The following is a 20,479-nucleotide window of genomic DNA, read 5'->3' on the forward strand; positions in this document are numbered from 1 at the left end:
GATCAATCCTTGTAGGGATCGAACTCGCCAGGGCCTGCCATCGCCACGGCAAAGGGTCTCAGCGTGTGCTCGATCCTGATCGTGCCCTTGTGATAGGCGAGCACGTCCTCCAGGCGCCGGTAGACCATGGGGCTTTCGTCCACATCCCCGCCACGCAGGAGAACGCCTTTCTCGCGCAACCACGAGTCCATTTCGTCGCGGGTGAACCGGGGAGGGCGGGTCCATTCGCCAGCCTTGTTCTTCTTGCCCTTCGCCTCCATGCGACCGAAGAGGCGGCCCGCGCCGTGCACGGTCGAATAGAGACTGTCGGCGCTTTCCGAATTCTCGACCCCATGCAGAATCACTGCATTGTCCGCCATGGAGCCGCCGACGAAACCGCGCTGTCCAGGAAATGCAGGCGTCGCACCCTTCCGGACGACCCAGTACTCCTTGTCGCCGTGTTTCTCCCGCCACACGAAGTTGTGGTGGTTGTGGACCGTATCTGTCACCCGACCGCCGATGATCTGGCGCACGCGCTCGACCACCCATTCGCGTCCGGCATAGGCATAGAGCCCGCCAAGCTTCACTCCGGCAATGTAGCTTCGTCCAACCTCGCTGTCCTGATGGACGAGGGCAGGGTCGACCTCCATGCCGTCCTTCGCTCCGACCAAAGCAAGGTGCCGGGTGGTGATCTTGTGGCCGAGGCCGCGAGAGCCGAAATGGACCCCGATCCAGACGAATCCTTCCTCGTCCTCGAACAGGTCCACATAGTGGTTGCCGGAGCCGACCGTCCCGAGCTGTCCTGAAGCCAGCTTCTTGAGGTCCCTGACACCGGCTTCGTCCCAGAGCGGCGAGTCGAACAGCTCGTGATCGACTGCCACGGCGTTCTTCTGCCCGATCCCGAAGCTGATGTGACGCCCGATATCGGAGAGGATGCGCCCAGACTGGCCGGCGATATCCTCGTAGCGGGTATCGAGCCGAACGGCCATGTTCCCACAGGCGATGTCGAACCCGACGCCGCTGATGGAAATGTGCTCTTCGTAGGCAATCACCCCGCCGATGGGGTGGGCATAGCCGAGATGTCCGTCCGCGCAGAGCACGCCCTTCGCGGCGCTCCCGACTTGCATGCAGCGGTCCAGCTGCCTGATGGTTTTCTCGTCGTGCTCGCCGTAGATTCGGGTATTCGTCGGCACGAATGTGCTCCTTAGATCAGGGACGATTGTATCGCTCGCGCAGGCGTTCGACCTCGCGCTGCAAGGCATCGAGACCGCGTGCAATATCCCTGCCCATGTTCTCGACGACGCCGGTGCTCGCGGCCACCTCCGGGCAGTCCAGCGTGCCATCCCGTCGGTGCCGGGGTGATATGCCGCCCTGAGGGGTGAGGAGATAGGCGCAGCCCGTATCCTGGTCGCGCCAGACCACGGGCTGCTCGAGAGCGGCGGCCGGGCAGGCCGCCAGGACGAGGAAGGCAATGCCGCACCATCGGACAGACCTGTTCATGGCAAGACCTCCAGCATCGAACCCCACTTGCGAGGGCAAAGCCGGCGCGGGCGCCCGGTTCCTTGGGCTTTGTGCGGAATAGTGGCCTCCACATTCGGGTCCGGTGCTTTAGCCGCTACCTTCCGTCAATTTGACTTCCCATCGGGTTTAGAGGACATCACGCGGTTTGATGGACCTGTGCCCACGGAAAATCCCGTCGGCACGAAGGATTACCCGCCTCCGGAGTGATTGATGGACGGTTCTGTCCCCCAGCAGCGGATGTCATTGCGCTACTTCTCCGTGGCCCAGCTGACGAGCGTCGTCGAGCGGAGCCACGCCCGCCTCTGCGCCGTTCTCGTGCTGCTGTCGCTCGTCTGCTTCCTGCCGGGCTTCACCTCGCTCCAGCCCATGGACCGGGACGAGCCCCGATATGCCCAGGCGTCCAAGCAGATGCTGGAGGCCGGCGATTTCGTCGACATCCGCTTCCAGGATGAGGCGCGGCACAAGAAGCCGGTCGGAATCTACTGGATGCAGAGCGCCAGCGTCGCCATCGGCCAGGCGCTGGGCGTGCCCGAGGCGCGGACCACCATCGCGCTTTATCGAATCCCGTCCCTGTTCGGTGCCATTGCGACGGTTCTGCTGACTTACTGGGCGGCCCTGGCCTTCTTCGGGAGGCGAGGGGCCTTCCTGACAGCAGCCCTCATGGCGACCTGCGTGATTCTCATGGTCGAGGCCCGTCTCGCCAAGACGGACGCCATGCTTACCGCCTGCTCCGTCGCGGTCATGGGGGGACTTGCCCGGGCTTACTTAAGCCGCGGAGCCGGGGTTCTGCCCCGGCGGGCCCTGCTGATCTTCTGGACCGGATTCGCCCTGGGGATTCTGATCAAGGGCCCCCTGGTGATCATGTTCGCGGTCCTGACGGCAGCCGTTCTCGCCTACAAGGAGCGCTCCGTCCGCTGGCTCCTCACCCTGCGGCCGTGGCTTGGTGCCGTCTTCACACTCGCGGTCGTGCTGCCGTGGTTCATTGCAATCGCACTCAAGACCGGTGGTGCCTTCTATTCCGAGGCCGTCGGTCACGACATGCTGGGCAAGGTCGGCACGGCGCAGAGATATCATTGGGCCCCGCCCGGCTTCTACCTAGTCTCGTTCTTTGCCACTTTCTGGCCCGGTGCCATTCTGGCAGCCATCGCGGTGCCATTCGCCTGGATCCACCGCCGCGAGGAGCCGGTGGCCTTCGCCCTTGCCTGGATCGTGCCCTCCTGGATCATCTTCGAAGCGGTACCGACCAAGCTCCCGCACTATACGCTGCCGCTTTTGCCAGCGGTGGCGATCATCACGGTCATGGCCATTTCGCGCCATTTCGTCGGGCCGCACCGGCCCGCGGCCAAGCTGGCGACGGTGTTGATCCCGTTCATCCCGGTGGGGCTGACCATTGGCCTGTCGGCGGTCGGATGGTCGTTCGACGGGATGCCGCCCTTCCGGGCGCTCCCATTCCTTGTCATCTCCTCGCTTCTCGCTCTCTGGGCCTGGTGGCTCTTCGTGAAGAACCGAATGGTGCCGACGCTATGGGCAGGCTTCATCTCGGCCGCCTTCCTGGCTATCGGCGTTTTCGGGTTTGCCCAGCTCGACCTGCGCTCACTCAAGCTGTCGGACCGACTGGCCGAGGCCGCCCGCAACGTGGCGTGCGACAATCCGCAGGTCGCGACCCTCGGCTATCGCGAGCCCAGCCTCGTCTTCCTCACGGGTACGAACCTCGAGATGGTCGAAACGGGAGCCCAGGCCTCCGCCTTCCTGCGGCAGGGCGGATGTCGTGTCGTCTTCGTGGAAAAGCGCTACGAGGGTGAATTCCGGGCAGAGAACGAGCGTCTGAAGCAGCAGCCCACCCTCTCGACCCGGATCCAAGGGTTCAATATCAACAGTGGGCGACGGGTCGATCTCGCCGCCTATGCGACGGGCTTCTAGACCATCGGACCTAAAGGTGGTTTCCACTTTTGGGATCAATCCGATGTTCATCATCTTGACTTGCGCATCGTTTGGCGCGGAAAACCGGATCCACTTTGCCGCACGATGCGCTAGAGCTCCGATTGCGTTTTGAAGAGGCGGCCAGCAGTGGCCCGTAACGGATGACTGACCTTTCCCCGGGCCCCCGCATCAGTGTCGTGGTGCCTGTCAAGAACGAGGCGCTCAACGTTCTCCCCCTCGTGGAGGAGATCGAGCTCGCCTGCGCGCCGCTCTCGCCCTTCGAGGTCATCTATGTGGACGACGGCTCGATGGATGCGACCGTGGAACAGGTTCTGAGCGCCCGTGCAACCCGCCCATGGCTGCGCCTCGTCCGGCATGAGGCGAGCTGCGGCCAGAGCGCGGCCGTTCGCAGCGGCGTCCATGCCGCCCGCGGGCCCGTCGTCGTCACCCTGGACGGGGATGGGCAGAACGATCCCGCGTTCATTCCTCAGCTCGTTGCGGCCCTCGACGATCCTCAGACGGCTCTTGTCGCCGGGCAACGGGTGGGGCGCAAGGACGGCGCCTATAAGGAATGGCAGTCCCGCATCGCCAATGGCGTGCGCGGGAAAATCCTGAAGGACGGGACGCGGGACACGGGTTGCGGGCTCAAGGCCTTCCGTCGCGACGTCTATCTGCGACTGCCCTATTTCGACGCCCTGCACCGGTTCATGCCGGCCTTGGTCAAGCGTGAGGGCTTCCAAATTGCCCATGTGGATGTCATCGACCGGTCCCGCCATGCGGGCCGCTCCAATTATGGTATGTTCGACCGTCTGTGGGTCGGCATCCTTGATTTAGCCGGAGTCTGGTGGTTGATCCGGCGTCGCCGCCGCGTTCCCGTTGCTCAGGAAATCGTTTGATGTTGATGCGTCTTTCCCACGACATAGGACTTTACTTCTACGACCTGGTCGTCGCGAGATTCGATCTGTGGGCTGCCTTCGGCGTGCTGGCCCAGTTCGTCTTCGGGGCACGCTTCATTGTGCAGTGGATCGCGAGCGAGAAGGCGGAAAAGAGCGTGATTCCTGTCGGGTTCTGGATGCTGTCGATCTCCGGCGGGCTGATGACCCTGGTCTATGGCTTCGCCCGCAGCGATATCGTCATCATCCTGGGTCAAGCCTTCTCGATCTTCATCTATATCCGCAATCTGATGCTGATCGCGAAGGAGAAGAAGAAAACCGGTGGCCAGATCGTCACCGGCTCCGAGGTGGAAGCTTCGGCAGGTTGACCGCTACCGAAGACTGAATTCCTCAGGCCGCCTGGGCATCCGTCTCCCGGAGCCGGGCGAACCCGGCATCGAGATCCCGCTTCAGGTCGTCCAGATCCTCCAACCCGATGTGGAAGCGCAGGGCATGGCCGCCGGGCTCCCACTTGGTGGCCGTGCGATAAGTCGCGCAGTTGAAGGGGATCACGAGGCTCTCGAACCCGCCCCAGGAATAGCCCATGCCAAAGAGGGAAAGCCCATCGAGCATGGCGGCGAGCGCCCGGTCGGAGCAGGGCTTGAGGATGATCGAGAACAGGCCCGAGGAGCCCTTGAAGTCGCGCTTCCAGATTTCGTGGCCCGGATAGGTCTCCATGGCCGGATGCAGCACCCGGGCCACCTCGGGACGGCCGTCGAGCCAACGGGACATCTCCAAGGCCTGGGTTCCATGCTCCCTCAGGCGCAGCGCCATGGTACGCAAGCCCCGTAAGCCCAGGAAGACATCCTCCGGGCCCGGGCACATGGCGAAGGAATCGTACGTCTCGCGAAGCCGCTTGAAGCAGCGCTCATTGGCCGAGACCATGCCGAGCAGCAGGTCCGATCCTCCGCTGAGATACTTGGTGCCGGCCTCGATCGCGAGGTCCACGCCACGCTCGTGGGGCGGGAAGAGCAGGGGGTCGCCCAAGTATTGTCCATGAGGACGACAGCCCCATGCCGGTGCGCCACCCCGGCAATGGCCGGGATGTCCTGCATCTCAAGCGACTGGGAGCCCGGAGCCTCCGTGAACACGGCGGTCGTGTTCGGACGGATCAGGGCTCCGATCCCGGCACCGATCTCGGGGTCGTAGTAGGTGGTTTCCACACCAAAATTTTTGAGGACGCCGTTACAGAACTGCCGAGTCGGCAGGTAGACCGAATCCGTCATCAGAAGATGGTCGCCCGCTTTCAGGCATGACATAAGGGCAACCGTGACGGCCGCGAGGCCCGAGGGGGCAAGCACCGTGCCGGCCGCTCCCGTCAGCTCCGTCCAAGCCGATTCAAGGGAATTAGTGGTCGGAGTCCCTTTCGTTCCATAGGAATATCGCCCGCGCCGGTGAAGGAGATCATCGGTCGTCGGATACAGGACGGTGGAGCCGCGATAGATCGGCGTATTGACGAAACCGTGCTGCTCGAACGGCTCTCGGCCGGCATGAACGAGACGGGTTCGTTCGGATATGTTTTGGGGCTTTGGAGGGAGTTTTGACATTGCTTCAAGGGGTTGCTGAGGAGATTTCGATCTGAAACCGGGCAGCCCCTGCCGTCAAGTCAGGCAAGAAATGCCTTTCATCAAGACTTGACCAGTGATTAATCATGGAATGTGATGGATCTCGATGCCGCCTCAACCGAGACGGCGCGGAACGGTCTATCGAGGCTCGGCTGGGGGGTGATAACCATAAGCGGTCGAGCCATGTCGAACTATTGGGAGAAGATACCAACATGAAAAAGGCTCTCGTATCGATTGCCTTCGGCCTGACAGCCAGCCTGTTCGCAACGGGCGCATCGGCCCAGGCGACACTCAACAGCGTGAAGCAGAAGGGCTTCCTGACCTGCGGCTCGAATACGGGCCTTGCCGGTTTCGGTCAGCCGGACGCTCAGGGCAACTGGACGGGCCTCGACGTGGATTTCTGCCGCGCCATCGCTGCCGCGATCTTCGACGACCCGACCAAGGTTCGTTTCATTCCGCTCGCTGCCAAGGACCGCTTCACGGCGCTCCAATCGGGCGAAGTGGACGTGCTGTCCCGCAACTCCACCATGACGATGTCGCGCGACACGCAGCTCGGCCTCGACTTCCCGGCGATCAACTACTTCGACGGTCAGGGTTTCATGGTCCGCAAGAAGCTCGGTGTCGCCTCCGCCAAGGAGCTGAACGGCGCTTCGATCTGCACCCAGCAGGGCACCACGACCGAGCTGAACCTCGCCGACTACTTCCGTGCCAACAACCTGAAGTACGAAGTGGTGGCTTTCGCGACCTCGGACGAGACGTTCAAGGCCTATGACGCCGGCCGCTGCGACGCCTTCACAACCGACGCCTCCGGTCTCTACGCCGAGCGTCTGCGCGCCTCGGCTCCGGACGATCATATCGTTCTGCCCGAGATCATCTCCAAGGAGCCGCTTGGACCGGCAGTCCGCCATGGCGACAACCAGTGGGGCGATATCGTCCGCTGGACGCACAATGCCATGCTGAACGCTGAAGAACTCGGCGTGACCAAGGCAAATGCCGACCAGATGAAGACGTCCGAGAACCCGGAGATCAAGCGTCTGCTCGGCACGGAGGGCAAGTTCGGTGAGGCCATCGGCCTGACCAACGACTGGGCTGTCCGCATCATCAAGCACGTGGGCAACTACGGCGAGGTCTTCGAGAAGAACGTGGGCGAGGGCTCGCGCCTGAAGATCAAGCGCGGCCAGAACGCCCAATGGACCAAGGGCGGCCTGCAATATGGCATCCCGGTTCGCTAAGCCGCTTTAAGACCAGGGCGCCCGGCATTCCGGGCGCCCTTCAAAAACGATAAAAATGCCGCCCGTTCATGGGGCTCGACCCAGGCATGAACAGGGGAGGACGGCCCGGTATAAAATAAAAAAGCCGTCAGAGGATGAACTCAGTGCAGACCGTTGTCAGTCAGACATCGCCCCCCCGAAAATCGTTTCTGTACGATCCGAAGGTCCGTGGAATTTTCTACCAGGTCGTTCTCGTCGCCGCGGTCGTCTACCTTTTCTATATGGCAGCGACGAATGCCATCGAGAACCTGCAGCGCGCCAAGATCGCGTCGGGTTTCGGCTTTCTCAATAATACTGCCGGCTTCGACATCAGCCAGTCCCTGATCCAGTTCAGCGCGGCGGGCTCAACCTATGGCGACGCCTTCATAGTCGGCCTTCTGAACACCCTGGTCGTATCAATTATCGGCATCTTCTTCACGACTATCCTTGGTTTCACGATCGGTATTGCCCGGCTGTCGAAGAACTGGATGGTGGCGAAAGTTGCGATGGTCTATGTCGAGGTGCTGCGCAACATCCCGCTGCTGGTGCAGCTGCTGTTCTGGTACATCGCCGTTCTTGGCACTCTGCCGCAGCCGCGCAACTCCCTTGAGATGGGTGCCGGATTCTACCTGAATTCCCGTGGCCTCTTCATGGCGAAGCCCATTTACGGTCCCAACATATCGATCCTCGTTACGGTTCTCGTGATCGGTCTCGTCGGTACGTTCGTGTATCGGCGCTGGGCCAAGAAGCAGCAGGAGCAGACCGGGCGGCAATCTCCCGTCGGCAAGGTCACGTTGGCTCTGATCCTCGGCCTGCCAATTCTGACCTGGATCGTCCTTGCCCTAGTCGGCGCCAATCCCATTACCTTCGAGCTGCCGCGCAAGGGCACATTCAACCTGACTGGCGGCTTGCAGATCCTGCCGGAGTTCGTGGCGCTGCTCCTTGGCCTCGTCACCTACACCGCAGCCTTCATCGCCGAGGTCGTCCGTGCCGGCATTCTGGCCGTATCGAAGGGACAGTCGGAAGCGGCGGGCTCTCTCGGTCTCACTCCGGGACAGACCCTGCGTCTGGTGGTGATTCCGCAGGCCATGCGGGTCATTATTCCACCGCTGACGAGCCAGTACCTGAACCTGACGAAGAACTCCTCGCTGGCGGTGGCCATCGGCTATCCGGATCTCGTGCAGGTGTTCATGGGCACCGTGCTCAACCAGACGGGTCAGGCCATCGAAGTCGTCGTCATCACCATGGGCGTCTATCTGACGATCAGCCTCGTGACATCTTTCATCATGAACGTCTACAATCGCCGTGTAGCGATCGTCGAACGGTAGGAAATCGCATGAGCACCACCGTCGACATGCCCCGTTTCGTCCGCGCCAACCAGGTGGAGGCGCTGCCTCCGCCCAATCTGGCCCGCGGTCCCATCGCCTGGGTTCGGGAAAACCTTTTTTCCGGTCCCTTCAACACGATCCTGACGCTGGTGGTGTTTTACCTCCTCTACGTCACCGTTCCACCGCTGGTGAGATACCTTATCATCGACGCGGTCTGGACGGGCTCCGACCGGGCCGCCTGCCGTGCCGATGCGGGCGGCAGCGAGTCGGGAGCCTGCTGGGCCTTCATATGGGACAAGATCAACTACTTCATCTACGGCTCCTATACGATCTCCGAACGCTGGCGGGTGGACGTCTTCTTCGCTCTTCTGGCCATTGGCGTCGTCTGGATGCTTTGGTTGAGGGCTCCGCGCCGGGACCTGGGGGCGGTCTATTTCTTCTGGATCTTTCCGATCGTCTCCTACGTCCTCCTGACCGGCGGCGATGCCGATTTCGGTGTCCGCTTCTGGATCGGCTTTGCGGTCTTCGGGGCGCTGGTAATCGCGCTGTTCGCCTTTTTCGCGGCTCTGCTCAAGGCAGCCATGCGTCCGGCGCTCATCATGGGCGGCGGCATCGTGGCGGTGATCGGCATTACCTTGGCCCTCGTCGATATCGATTTCGGCCTGCCCCATGTGCCCACATCCCTGTGGGGCGGCATCCTGGTGACGCTGCTCGTCGCGACGGTGGGCATCGTGGTCTCGCTGCCTTTCGGCATCGTGCTGGCGTTGGGGCGGCGCTCGAAGCTCCCCATCGTACGGATGGCCTCGGTGATCTTCATCGAGTTCGTGCGCGGCGTGCCTCTGATCACGGTGCTGATCATGGCCAACACCATGCTGCCGCTCTTCCTCCCGGCCGAAATGACGGTCGACCGCCTGCTCCGGCCTCTCATCGGCACCGCGCTCTTCGCCGCAGCCTACATGGCCGAGGTGGTGCGCGGAGGTCTCCAGGCCATGCCGAAGGGGCAGTATGAAGGCGCGATGTCGCTGGGCCTCAACTATCCGCAGATGATGACCCTCATCGTTCTGCCACAGGCCCTGCGGATCGTGATCCCCGGCATCGTCAACACCTTCATCGGCTTGTTCAAGGATACATCGCTCGTTGCCATCGTCGGCATTTTCGATCTGGTGAAGACCATTGAGGCATCCCGTATCGACCCGAGCTGGGCTGCCCCGACCATCGGTATCACGGGCTATGCCTTCGCGGCCCTGTTCTACTTCATCTTTTGCTTCGGCATGTCGCGGTACTCGCTCGGGGTCGAGCGGCGCCTTGCGGCTGGTCAGAAACGGTAAACATCCATGGCTACGACACTGTCATCTCAAACCATTCGCTCCGTCGACGTCGATCCCAAGGCGGAGGCCGCCGTTCAGATGATCGACGTGCACAAGTGGTACGGCGAGTTCCACGTGCTGCGGGACATCAACCTCAACGTGCGCCGCGGCGAGCGCATCGTCATCTGCGGTCCCTCGGGCTCGGGCAAGTCCACGATGATCCGCTGCATCAACCGCCTGGAAGAGCACCAGAAGGGCCGCATCATCGTCGATGGCACCGAGCTTCTCAACGATCTCAAGCGCATCGACGAGGTGCGCCGCGAGGTCGGCATGGTGTTCCAGCACTTCAACCTGTTCCCGCACCTGACGATTCTCGAGAACTGCACGCTGGCTCCGATCTGGGTCAAGAAGATGCCCAAGAAGGAGGCGGAAGAGATCGCCATGCACTACCTGAAGCGGGTCAAGATCCCCGAGCAGGCGAACAAGTATCCGGGCCAGCTCTCCGGCGGCCAGCAGCAGCGCGTGGCGATCGCCCGCTCGCTGTGCATGAGCCCCAAGATCATGCTGTTCGACGAGCCGACCTCGGCGCTCGATCCCGAGATGGTCAAGGAGGTGCTCGACACCATGGTGGGGCTGGCCGACGAGGGCATGACCATGCTGTGCGTCACCCATGAGATGGGCTTTGCCCGCCAGGTCGCCGATCGGGTGATCTTCATGGATTACGGGCAGATCGTGGAGATGAACACCCCGGACGAGTTCTTCAAGAACCCGCAGCACGAGCGCACCCGGCTCTTCCTGTCCCAGATCCTGCACTGAGACGGATCCCCGAAACGCAAAAGGCCCCGGACACCCCGGGGCCTTTTTCTTTGTCCAACAGTGTTCAAGCCTTCTTCGCCGGTCCCGTCTCCACCGGCAGATCCTCCCGTGCGCCCCATTCGGACCAGGATCCGTCATAGATCGCTTTGGCTGGACGGCCCAAAGTCTCGAAAGCAACCGAGAGGATCGCTGCCGAAACACCAGAGCCACAACTGGCGATGATGGGGCGTTCCGGATCGAGGCCAGCCTCCCGCACGGCCTGCTCGATACGCCCTTTGTCCTTCAAGCGACCATTGTCGACAATCGCGCTCCAGGGAAGATTCAGGCTCCCAGGAATATGGCCGGCCTTGAGGCCTGGGCGGGGCTCAGGCGCTTCGCCTCTGAAGCGGTCGGCGGCCCGCGCATCGACCACCTGAGCCGAGCTGGAGTGGAGCGCGGCTTGAACCTTGGCGACATCTGCGACGGCCGAACCGTCAAAAGACGGATTAAAGGTCTTCGGTGCGGCCGGCTTTTCCGGTCCCGTCTCGACCGGACGCCCCTCGGCCTTCCAGGCAGGAAAACCACCGTCGAGGATCGAAACGTTGCGAGATCCGAATACCTGAAACATCCAACGGACGCGTGGTGCCGAGAACAGCCCAACGCCATCGTAGACGATGACGGTCATGTCTTCGCTGATTCCCATGGCACCTACAGCTTTCGCGAAATCGTCAGGAGAAGGCAGCATGTGGGGCAGGGAGGACGATGTGTCCTTCACCGTGTCGATGTCGAAGCGCACCGCGCCAGGAATATGACCGGCAAGATATTCGGCTTGGGGGTCCCGGTTCTGGTTTGGAAGATACCAAGAGCCATCCACCACGACGATATTGGGATCGTTCAAATGCTCCTGCAGCCAGGAGGTTGAAACGAAAGGCTGGGACATCGGCAGTTCCTTCTGAATGGCTGAACGGGCTTAGAGCTGTTTCCGCTTGCGTGGAATCATCTCTCCTCTTTGCTCTGCCGCATTTTCCGGCGAACCGGATCCACTTCGCCGAAAAATGCTCTAGTCGACCAGGGACATGCGAACGCGGCGATTCTGCTTGCCCTTCTTCTCGATATCGGTGATCGCGACCGTGCCGATCTCGCCGGTGCGGCGGACATGGGTGCCGCCGCAGGGTTGAAGGTCGATTCCTTCGATTTCCACCAGACGAACGCGGCCCGATCCGCGCGGCGGCTTCACGGACATGGTCTTCACGAGTCCCGGATTGGCATCGAGTTCCTCATCCGTGATCCAGCGCTCGGTGACCGGCGCATCGCGCTGGATCAGTGCATTGAGCTTCTCCGTGATCTCCGCCTTGTCGAGGCCCGCGTCGGGAATGTCGAAATCGAGCCGCCCATCGCCCTCGCCGATGGCGCCGCCGGTGACCGGGTAGGGCAGGACCACGCTGAGCAGATGGAGCGCAGTGTGGACCCGCATGCGTCTCAAGCGACGGGGCCAATCGAGCTGAAGTTCGGCGGTTTCGCCTCCTTCGAAACGCGATGCCGCCTCGGGCCCGACGAGATGAACGATCTGTGAGCGATCGGCACCGTAGACCGTATTTGTGATGTCGAACCTGTCGCCATTCGCCCTCACGATAGCGCCGACGTCTCCCGGTTGCCCGCCTCCTTGGGCATAGAACACCGTGCGATCCAGAATGACACCGCCCTCCGGAGTGGTCCCGAGAACGCGCGCTTCACAGGCGGTGGCATAGGCATCGTCGCGGAAAAGAAGCGTGGTCGTGGTCATGATCGTCTCGAGTTGTGACGGGCCTGAGTGGCCGCATCAGGAAAACGAGGAGCGATGCTGACGGCAAGGAGCTTTGCGGGTCAAGCCGCTCCGTCGGTCGAACGTCAGGAAAGTGCATCAGCGATGCCGCGAAGGCCGCGAAAGGCTTCCAAGGCGCGCTCCCGCGCCGGACCATGCGGAACGATGGGTCCAGGATAGGTCTCGTCCAGCCTGATTCCCGCTGCGAAGAGAATATTGGGAGGGGCTTCCCAAGGCTTGTGGATGAAGGTCGAGGGCAGTCCTGAAAGCTCCGGCACGAAAGTGCGGATGTAATCGCCTCGCCGATCGAACTTCTCGCCTTGGGTGACCGGGTTGAAGATCCGATGGAATGGCGACGAATCCGGCCCCGATCCCGCGACCCATTGCCAGCCGAAGGCATTGTTGGCCGCGTCCGCATCGACCAGGGTGTCCCAGAACCAGGCCTCGCCCCGTCGCCAGTCGGTGAGGAGATGCTTTATCAGGAACGAGGCTGCGATCATGCGCACCCGGTTGTGCATCCAGCCGGTCTGCCAGAGCTGGCGCATTCCGGCGTCCACGATGGGATATCCGGTCCGGCCCTTCTGCCAGGCCTTCAGAGTTTTCGCATCCTCGATCCATGGAAAATTGTCGAACCGGCTGCTGTGCGACCTGACCGTCAGGTGAGGGTGAAAGTGGAGAAGCTGATAGCTGAAATCGCGCCACACGATCTCACTCAGGTATTTCTCGGCATCCCGTCCCAGGCCGGGCTCATGGGCAACCTGGGCTGTCATGGCATGCCAGATCTGCCGGGGAGCGATCTCTCCAAAGCGGAGATGCGGTGAAAGACCCGACGTGCCCGGAATCGACGGCCAGTCGCGATTCTCCGCATAGCCTTTCAGGCCCTCGCGAAGGAATCGCTTGAAGCGTGCTCGCGCAGCCTGCTCACCAGGCTGCCAATGCTTGCGTATCCCGCCGGCCCAATCGGGGGACGAAGGTTCGAGACCGAGCTCTTCGGAGGGGACGGCTGCATCGAGGAGCGATGACGGCCACGTTCCACCCATCAACTTCTTCGGAGCCGGGAGCGGAGCCGCAATGGCGCGGGCCATCACGGCCCGGAGATAGGGGGTGAAGATCTGAAACGGTTTGCCGGCCTGGTTGGGGATCTCCCACGGTTCGTGGAGAAGCCGCCCGTTGAAGCTGTAGGCCTTGATGCCGCGATCGGTCAGGCGCTTCTTGATCGCGCTGTCGAGGGCGATCTCGACCGCACTGTAGCGCCGGTTCCAGAAGATCGCGGACGCGCCTGTCTCGAGCGCCACCTTCTCGACCGCCGAAAGGGCGGGGCCTCTGAACAGGATGAGCCGGGAACCGGCTCGTTCCAACGCCTCTCCAAGGGCGCGAAGTGAACCGTGAAGCCACCAGCGAGCCGCACCACCGAGCGGGCGCAGTCCGTCCGAGCCGTCGTCGACAACAGCAAAGCATAGAACCTGCGATCCTGTTGAGGCGGCAGCGGCGAGGGCAGGGTTATCGGCGAGACGATGATCGTCGCGGAACCAGACCAGAACGGGAGTTTGTGAAACGGTGCTCATGGTGCCGGATCATAGCCAAGCTTCGAACCCGTGATACAGCGCATCGCGAAGGGTTCCGGGCCGATTGGCTTTGCTGAGGATGAGCACTGGGAAGGTTGGCTCCGGCGGTAGGATTCGAACCTACGACCAACGGATTAACAGTCCGCTGCGCTACCGCTGCGCCACGCCGGAATAAGCCACACCTTTCAAAGAAGCCTTTATTAGGCTTCCTGAGCGCCACGGAGGTCTCTGGAGACGTGTCCGTCGCGAGGTGGGAGGCATATAGCATGGGTTTCAACGGTTGCAAGTGCATTGTTGGCGCACGGGACTGAAAAGGGCCTGTTGCTCTTTGGGGGGATGGTTGCTATGGAGCAGCCGTCGCGTTCGTGACACGCCCCGGATGGCCTCGTGGCGGAGTGGTTACGCAGAGGACTGCAAATCCTTGCACCCCGGTTCGATTCCGGGCGAGGCCTCCAACAAAATTCTGAAGGCACTATCCATGGTCGATTTCACCCAAGCGCGCCGCATGATGGTTGATGGCCAGCTGCGCACTTTCGATGTGAACGACATGCCTCTCCTGGATGCCATGGACAGCGTTCCGAGAGAGCTTTTCGTGCTGCCAGGCCGCGAAGGTCTTGCCTATATCGATCAGGATATCCTCGTCAGTGACAGCGGTGAGACCCGCTATATGCTCTCCCCGATGATCCTCGGCCGCCTGATCCAGGCGCTCGAGATCGATGCGGGGGAAAAGATCCTCGACGTTGCCTGTGGCCGTGGCTACGCCTCGGCTGTCCTTCATAGACTCGGTACGCAAGTGACGGCCCTTGAATCGGATGAGGCTCTTGCCGCTGCTGCCAGGCACTGCCTGAATGCGGCCGGTGCCGGCGATGTCATGGTCGTGACGGGACCTCTCGAGGAGGGCTATGCCGCCCACGCTCCCTATGACGCCATTGTGGTGAACGGCTCCGTCGAGGTTCGTCCTGAAGGGCTCCTTCAGCAGCTGGCCGAGGGCGGCCGCCTCGTGTGCGTGAAGGGGCGGGGACGTGCCGCTCGGGCGATGCTGTATGTCCGCTCCGGCGATGCCATTGGCGAGCGTAGCCTGTTCGAAGCTGCGGCGCCTCTCCTGGGGCCGTTCGTTCAGACGCCGGGTTTCACGTTCTAATTCCTTCCAGATCCTTAATTTCCTCGATTGGTGGTGTCGCTTTTTTGCGCCACTCCCAAGCTAAAATCGAGTCGACCCCAACGCGTTGTTGCCGACTCTGTTCCCTCGGGTATTGTTGCGCTTTGAGTCGTAGTGGTTTCTGAAAACGGCGGCTCTTGCGGTTGTTCCGTATTGGTCGCTAGGCAGGTGCGCGTGAAGAAGAAGCATTCCAGGAAGACGTATCGCTTGCTCTTCGGGGCTATGACCTCGGTGTTCGTGCTGGCGGGCCTTGGCGGAGTGTCGGCCGAGACCTTGGAAAGCGCTTTGGCGCGGGCTTATGGCAACAATCCGGATTTGAATGCTCAGCGGGCGAATGTCCGAGCGACGGACGAGACGGTCGCGCAGGCCAAGTCAGGCTACCGGCCGACGATCAATGCAACCGCCGACGCCGGCAGGAGCTGGGTGTCGGCCGAGACACCGTCATCGCGGTTCTCGGCGAACACGACCACTCGAAGTGCGCTGAACCCGCGCGGGGTCGGCGTTGAGCTCAATCAGACAATTTTCGATGGGTTTCGGACCCAGAACCGGGTCCGTGCGGCGGAATCCTCCGTTCTCGGTTCGCGGGAATCCCTGAACAGCACCGAGCAGAGCATCCTGCTCGACGCCGCGACGGCCTATATGGACGTTCTGCGGGACACGGCCATTCTCGACCTGCAGCGCAACAACGTCGAGGTCATCGATGAGCAGCTGCGTCAGACCCAGGATCGCTTCAACGTCGGCGAGGTCACCCGGACGGACGTTGCCCAGGCTGAAGCCCGTCTCGCGGCCGCGCGGTCCGAGGCCAGCTTGGCCGAGGCGACCCTGCGCAACAGCATTGCTACCTATCGCCAAGTCGTTGGTGTCGAACCTGCCCAATTGGCGCCTGGGCGTCCTCTGGACCGTCTGACGCCGCGCAATGTCGATGCTGCTCTGAAGGCCGGCCTTAACGAACATCCAGCCATCAAGGCGCGCCAGCACGCTGTCGATGTGGCCGAGCTGCAGGTGAAGATTGAGCAGGGCGCCCTTGCTCCCCAGCTGGGTGTCGCCGGCGCCGTCGACCAGCGCTACGACCGGCAGCAGGGGGCGACGCCGCACTTTCGGCTTCTGTGGTCGCTCGACTGACCGTGCCGATCTACGAAGGTGGTCAGGCCTATGCCGCGACGCGCCAAGCCAAGGAAACGGCCGGTCAGCGCCGCCTCGAAGCCGATTCCGTGCGCGATCAGGTTCGCGCCGCCGTCAGCTCGTCTTGGGGACGTCTGGAGGCGGCCCGCGCTCAGATCGTCGCCGCCCAGGCCCAGATCGATGCCGCCGAGACTGCGCTCAGCGGTGTGCGTGAAGAGGCCCGAGTCGGTCAGCGTACGACCCTCGACGTACTGAACGCGCAGCAAGAATTGCTGAATGCTCGCGTGAATCTCATCACGGCCCAGCGCGACCGCGTGGTGGCCTCCTACAGCCTCGTCAATGCGATGGGCCGCCTCAACTCACGGGCGCTCGGCCTCAAGGTCAACCACTACAGCCCGAAGATCCATTACGATCAGGTCAAAGATCTTTGGGTCGGTACGAGCACGCCTGACGGCCGTTGATAAGTTTCGGGGCCAGAACCAAAAAGTTCTGGCCCCGCTTGTTTTCTTTAAGGTTGCGTAAAATACTTCATTTACATTCATTCGAATGTGATTCTTGCGTATTTTAATTTGGATGCGGCTATGGGTTCTGCGGGCCTGAAGGTTAATGAGCCATCGATGGAAGAAATTTTGGCTTCCATCCGGCGTATCATCTCTGACGATGACGCGCTGCGATCCTCCGAGCCTGATGAGCCGAGCTCCTCGCCTCTGAGCAATGTCCTCGACATTGCCGAGCTTCATGTGTCTCCGCTGATTGCCCCAAGTCCCAACGAGTCGGTGCTTGGTCCCTGGAGCCGGGGGAGGCCCTGGCAGTCGATACACATTCCGAAGACGACATCGTGGAGGATCGCCATATTCCTGCCGAGCGGGCTGAGCGAATTCCTGCACCGATTGCCGTCCGTGAATCTTCCCGTGAATCTTCGCCGGTGATAGCTGCGCCGGTCGAGCACGCAGCCGCCGGGGTCCTCATCTCGAACGAGACCAGCGCCTCGGTTTCCGGCGCCTTCGACCTTCTCAGTGCTTCCTTGAAGCCAAGCCAGCCTCAGACCGTCGACGATCTCATGAAGGAGATGCTGCGTCCCATGCTGAAGGCATGGCTCAATGACAATCTTCCTTCTCTGGTCGAGCGGCTGGTGCGGGATGAAATCGAACGCGTGACCCGCAGCCGGGGCTAGGTCCTCGAATGAGCGCCTCCTGGGGAGGGGCTGGCCACTTTTGAAGCCCGTTGCGCCCAGATTGTCGCCCCTCTGTTGACTTCGACCGATCCGTCCGGTTTGTAGCCGTCTTGCTTGTGCGTTTCTCGCGCCAAAAGACCGGTATTCATCATGATGGACAAGACGTTCGATCCCTCCGCTGTCGAAGCACGCATTTCCACCCGCTGGGAAGAGGCTGAAGCCTTCAGAGCCGGCCGCGCGGATCGCAAGGACGCCGTACCCTACACGATCGTCATTCCGCCGCCGAACGTGACCGGCTCGCTCCACATGGGGCACGCCCTCAACAACACGATCCAGGACATTCTCTGCCGCTTCGAGCGCATGCGGGGCAAGGACGTGCTCTGGCAGCCGGGCATGGACCATGCAGGCATCGCCACACAGATGGTCGTCGAGCGCCAACTCGCCGAGCGCCAGATCCAGCGCCGTGACCTCGGCCGTGAGGAGTTCGTGAAGCGGGTCTGGGAGTGGAAGGAGGAGTCCGGCGGCACCATCGTGCGCCAGCTCAAGCGCCTCGGCGCTTCCTGCGACTGGTCGCGCGAGCGCTTCACTATGGACGAGGGCCTGTCCCGCGCCGTCCTGAAGGTCTTCGTCGATCTCTACAAGCAGGGACTGATCTACAAGGACAAGCGCCTCGTGAACTGGGACCCCAAGTTCCAGACCGCGATCTCGGACCTGGAAGTTCAGCAGGTCGAGGTGAAGGGCAATCTCTGGCACATCCGCTATGGCATCGACGGCATGCCCGACCGCTCCATCACGGTGGCCACCACCCGTCCCGAGACGATGCTCGGCGACGTGGCCGTGGCCGTTCATCCTGAAGACGAGCGCTACAAGGATCTGGTCGGCAAGTTCGCCATCCTGCCGCTGGTCGGCCGCCGCATCCCCATCGTGGCTGACGAGTATTCCGACCCGGAGAAGGGCACCGGCGCGGTGAAGATCACGCCGGCGCACGATTTCAACGATTTCGAGGTCGGCAAGCGCCACAAGCTGCCGCTCATCAACATCTTCGGAACCGAGGCTCAACTTGCACTCGCCGGTAACGAAGCCTTCCTGGAAGGCCTTGAGCAGGCTGACGATCTCAAGGCCGTGATGGCCCTCGACGGTGTCGGCCGTTTCGAGGCGCGCCAGCGCATCGTCCTGATGCTGGAGGAGCGTGAGATCCTCGTCCAGATCGAGCCGCACGCTCACACCGTGCCGCATGGCGATCGCTCGAACGTGGTGATCGAGCCCTATCTCACGGACCAATGGTATGTGAACGTGAAGCCGCTTGCGGAGCGTGCCCTCGGGGCCGTGCGCAAGGGTCAGACCAAGTTCGTGCCCGAGAACTGGGAAAAGACCTACTTCCAATGGCTCGAGAACATAGAGCCTTGGTGCGTCTCGCGCCAGCTCTGGTGGGGACACCAGATCCCGGCCTGGTATGATGATCAGGGCAACGTCTACGTCGCCATGAGCGAGGATGAGGCCAAGGCCGAAGCGCGCGAGAGGAATGGCCGAGACGTGGCGCTCACGCGTGACGAGGACGTGCTCGACACCTGGTTCTCCTCGGCGCTGTGGCCATTCTCGACCCTCGGCTGGCCGGACGATGCTCCGGAGCTGAAGCGCTATTATCCGACCAATACCCTCGTCACCGGCTTCGACATCATCTTCTTCTGGGTTGCCCGTATGATGATGATGGGCCTGCATTTCATGGACGAAGTGCCGTTCGACACGGTCTATATCCACGCCCTTGTTCGTGACGAGAAGGGCGCGAAGATGTCGAAGTCGAAGGGCAACGTCATCGATCCGCTCGACGTGGTGGAGCAGTACGGCGCGGACGCGCTGCGCATGACGCTGACCTCGATGGCGGCGCAGGGGCGCGACATCAAGCTGTCGGTTCAGCGCGTCGAGAACTACCGTAACTTCGCAACCAAGATCTGGAACGCGGCTCGCTTTGCCGAGATGAACGAGTGCAGGCGCGTCGCCGGCTTCGATCCGAAGTCGGTGAAGGAGACGCTCAACAAATGGGCGCTCAGCGAATGCGCCAAGGCGATCAACGAAGTCGCTTCAGGCATCCAGAGCTACAAGTTCAACGAAGCTGCGGGTGCTGCCTACCGCTTCGTGTGGAACGTGTTCTGCGACTGGACGCTCGAACTCTCCAAGCCGGTGCTGCAGGGAGCGGATTCGCCGGCAAAGGATGAGACTCGCGCGACGATCGCCTTCATCCTCGACGAGATCTGCAAGCTCCTGCATCCTATCATGCCGTTCCTCACGGAGGAGCTGTGGGAGGTGAAGGGGCAGGAGGGTCCGAAGCGTGAGACGATCCTGGCGCTTGCACCCTGGTCGAACCTCGACGATCTGATCGATCCGCAGGCGGAGGCCGAGATCGGCTGGGTGGTGGATCTCGTCACCGAGATCCGTTCCGCGCGTTCCGAGACGAACGTGCCGGCCGGCGCGCAGATCCCGCTCGTGCTCGTCGCATCCTCTGCGGATGTGAAGGCCCGTGCCGAGCGCTGGGGCGATATCGTGCGGCGCCTCGCGCGCATCTCGGACATCTCCTACGCCGATGCCGCTCCGAAGAGCTCGATCCAGCTCCTCATCCGCGGTGAAGTGGCGGCTCTGCCGCTGGAGGGTGTGATCGATCTCGACGCCGAGCGCGCGCGCCTCGCCAAGGAGATTCAGAAGCTCGACGTGGAAGTCGGCAAGATCGACGCCAAGCTCGGGAATGCGGATTTCATTAAGCGCGCACCTGAGGAAGTCGTCGAGGAGCAGCGCGAACGCCGCGAGGAGGCGCTGACCCGCAAGGCGAAAATGGATGAGGCGTTGGGCCGTCTGAAAGACGCTTAAGGCAGTCTGTCTATACACACGAGATCACCGGCCTTGTGCTGGTGATCTCGATGGAGAAAAGCGCGTCCGCCCTTCAAGTCAGGATGGACGGGACAAGCCCGGCCATGACGCGAGCGTGAGGCTCATCCTCAAGCGGCGCATCGTTTGGCGTGGAAACCCGGGCCCACTTTTCGGTGACGCCGACCTCTGGTTCCGCACGATG

The 20,479-nt window shown here is 62.1% G+C and carries 15 protein-coding genes, 2 tRNA genes and 2 pseudogenes; 12 read left to right on the plus strand and 7 right to left on the minus strand.

Annotated elements, in window-relative coordinates; genetic code table 11:
• Window positions 1–2: 2 nt before the first annotated feature.
• Entirely contained in the window at window positions 3–1,172 is a 1,170-nt protein-coding gene (locus ACD578_RS07480; protein WP_404292057.1) for an RtcB family protein, read from the minus strand.
• A gap of 16 nt (window positions 1,173–1,188) precedes the next feature.
• Window positions 1,189–1,479, minus strand: coding sequence for a hypothetical protein (locus tag ACD578_RS07485; RefSeq protein WP_404292058.1), 291 nt, complete (start codon window positions 1,477–1,479; stop codon window positions 1,189–1,191).
• A gap of 231 nt (window positions 1,480–1,710) precedes the next feature.
• Here ACD578_RS07485 and ACD578_RS07490 point away from each other — a divergent pair, with 231 nt between their 5' ends.
• From ACD578_RS07490 to ACD578_RS07500, 3 genes are all read left to right on the plus strand, one after another.
• On the plus strand, window positions 1,711–3,420 hold the full coding sequence (locus tag ACD578_RS07490) for an ArnT family glycosyltransferase (RefSeq protein WP_404292059.1): 1,710 nt from the start codon (window positions 1,711–1,713) through the stop codon (window positions 3,418–3,420).
• A gap of 161 nt (window positions 3,421–3,581) precedes the next feature.
• Window positions 3,582–4,316: a glycosyltransferase family 2 protein gene (locus tag ACD578_RS07495; protein WP_404292060.1), complete on the plus strand. Its 735-nt coding sequence runs from the start codon at window positions 3,582–3,584 to the stop codon at window positions 4,314–4,316.
• On the plus strand, window positions 4,316–4,681 hold the full coding sequence (locus ACD578_RS07500; RefSeq protein WP_404292061.1) for a lipid-A-disaccharide synthase N-terminal domain-containing protein: 366 nt from the start codon (window positions 4,316–4,318) through the stop codon (window positions 4,679–4,681). The genes ACD578_RS07495 and ACD578_RS07500 overlap by 1 nt, the downstream gene beginning before the upstream one ends.
• A 22-nt stretch (window positions 4,682–4,703) precedes the next feature.
• Here the strand turns inward: ACD578_RS07500 and metC are convergent.
• Window positions 4,704–5,797: pseudogene (metC, locus tag ACD578_RS07505) on the minus strand (cystathionine beta-lyase).
• 332 nt (window positions 5,798–6,129) lie between these two features.
• On the opposite strand from metC, the gene ACD578_RS07510 reads away from it, so the two are divergent.
• The 4 genes from ACD578_RS07510 (at window position 6,130) to ACD578_RS07525 (ending at window position 10,618) form a co-directional block, all read left to right on the plus strand.
• The gene (locus ACD578_RS07510; protein ID WP_404292062.1) at window positions 6,130–7,149 is read left to right on the plus strand and encodes an amino acid ABC transporter substrate-binding protein; all 1,020 of its coding nucleotides are present in this window, start codon (window positions 6,130–6,132) and stop codon (window positions 7,147–7,149) included.
• A gap of 134 nt (window positions 7,150–7,283) precedes the next feature.
• Complete coding sequence (locus tag ACD578_RS07515) at window positions 7,284–8,495, plus strand: amino acid ABC transporter permease (protein WP_404292063.1); 1,212 nt, start codon at window positions 7,284–7,286, stop codon at window positions 8,493–8,495.
• 8 nt (window positions 8,496–8,503) lie between these two features.
• Window positions 8,504–9,823, plus strand: coding sequence for an ABC transporter permease subunit (locus tag ACD578_RS07520; protein WP_404292064.1), 1,320 nt, complete (start codon window positions 8,504–8,506; stop codon window positions 9,821–9,823).
• A gap of 78 nt (window positions 9,824–9,901) precedes the next feature.
• Window positions 9,902–10,618: an amino acid ABC transporter ATP-binding protein gene (locus tag ACD578_RS07525; RefSeq protein ID WP_152710371.1), complete on the plus strand. Its 717-nt coding sequence runs from the start codon at window positions 9,902–9,904 to the stop codon at window positions 10,616–10,618.
• Window positions 10,619–10,682: 64 nt separating this feature from the next.
• Here ACD578_RS07525 and sseA read toward each other — a convergent pair whose 3' ends face one another.
• The 4 genes from sseA to ACD578_RS07545 all read right to left on the minus strand — a co-directional run bounded on the left by sseA (window position 10,683) and on the right by ACD578_RS07545 (window position 14,134).
• Complete coding sequence (gene sseA, locus ACD578_RS07530) at window positions 10,683–11,537, minus strand: 3-mercaptopyruvate sulfurtransferase (RefSeq protein ID WP_404292065.1); 855 nt, start codon at window positions 11,535–11,537, stop codon at window positions 10,683–10,685.
• Between the two features lie 120 nt (window positions 11,538–11,657).
• On the minus strand, window positions 11,658–12,380 hold the full coding sequence (locus ACD578_RS07535; protein ID WP_404292066.1) for an alanyl-tRNA editing protein: 723 nt from the start codon (window positions 12,378–12,380) through the stop codon (window positions 11,658–11,660).
• Between the two features lie 104 nt (window positions 12,381–12,484).
• Window positions 12,485–13,963 (minus strand): cryptochrome/photolyase family protein, encoded by a 1,479-nt coding sequence (locus ACD578_RS07540; RefSeq protein ID WP_404292067.1) that lies wholly within the window; start codon window positions 13,961–13,963, stop codon window positions 12,485–12,487.
• 96 nt (window positions 13,964–14,059) lie between these two features.
• Window positions 14,060–14,134 (minus strand) — tRNA-Asn (locus ACD578_RS07545).
• Between the two features lie 210 nt (window positions 14,135–14,344).
• On the opposite strand from ACD578_RS07545, the gene ACD578_RS07550 reads away from it, so the two are divergent.
• From ACD578_RS07550 to ACD578_RS07570, 5 genes and pseudogenes are all read left to right on the plus strand, one after another.
• Window positions 14,345–14,418 (plus strand) — tRNA-Cys (locus tag ACD578_RS07550).
• A gap of 23 nt (window positions 14,419–14,441) precedes the next feature.
• A complete protein-coding gene (locus ACD578_RS07555; protein WP_404292068.1) occupies window positions 14,442–15,104 on the plus strand; it encodes a protein-L-isoaspartate O-methyltransferase in 663 nt (220 codons plus the stop codon).
• A gap of 132 nt (window positions 15,105–15,236) precedes the next feature.
• Window positions 15,237–16,705, plus strand: a pseudogene (locus ACD578_RS07560) (TolC family outer membrane protein).
• Between the two features lie 464 nt (window positions 16,706–17,169).
• Complete coding sequence (locus ACD578_RS07565; RefSeq protein ID WP_404292069.1) at window positions 17,170–17,418, plus strand: PopZ family protein; 249 nt, start codon at window positions 17,170–17,172, stop codon at window positions 17,416–17,418.
• Window positions 17,419–17,568: 150 nt separating this feature from the next.
• Window positions 17,569–20,277: a valine--tRNA ligase gene (locus ACD578_RS07570; protein ID WP_404292070.1), complete on the plus strand. Its 2,709-nt coding sequence runs from the start codon at window positions 17,569–17,571 to the stop codon at window positions 20,275–20,277.
• The last annotated feature ends 202 nt before the right edge of the window (window positions 20,278–20,479 follow it).

Origin of the sequence: Microvirga sp. RSM25 (assembly GCF_044784385.1) — a bacterium.
In the GTDB taxonomy this organism is placed as follows: domain Bacteria; phylum Pseudomonadota; class Alphaproteobacteria; order Rhizobiales; family Beijerinckiaceae; genus Microvirga; species Microvirga tunisiensis.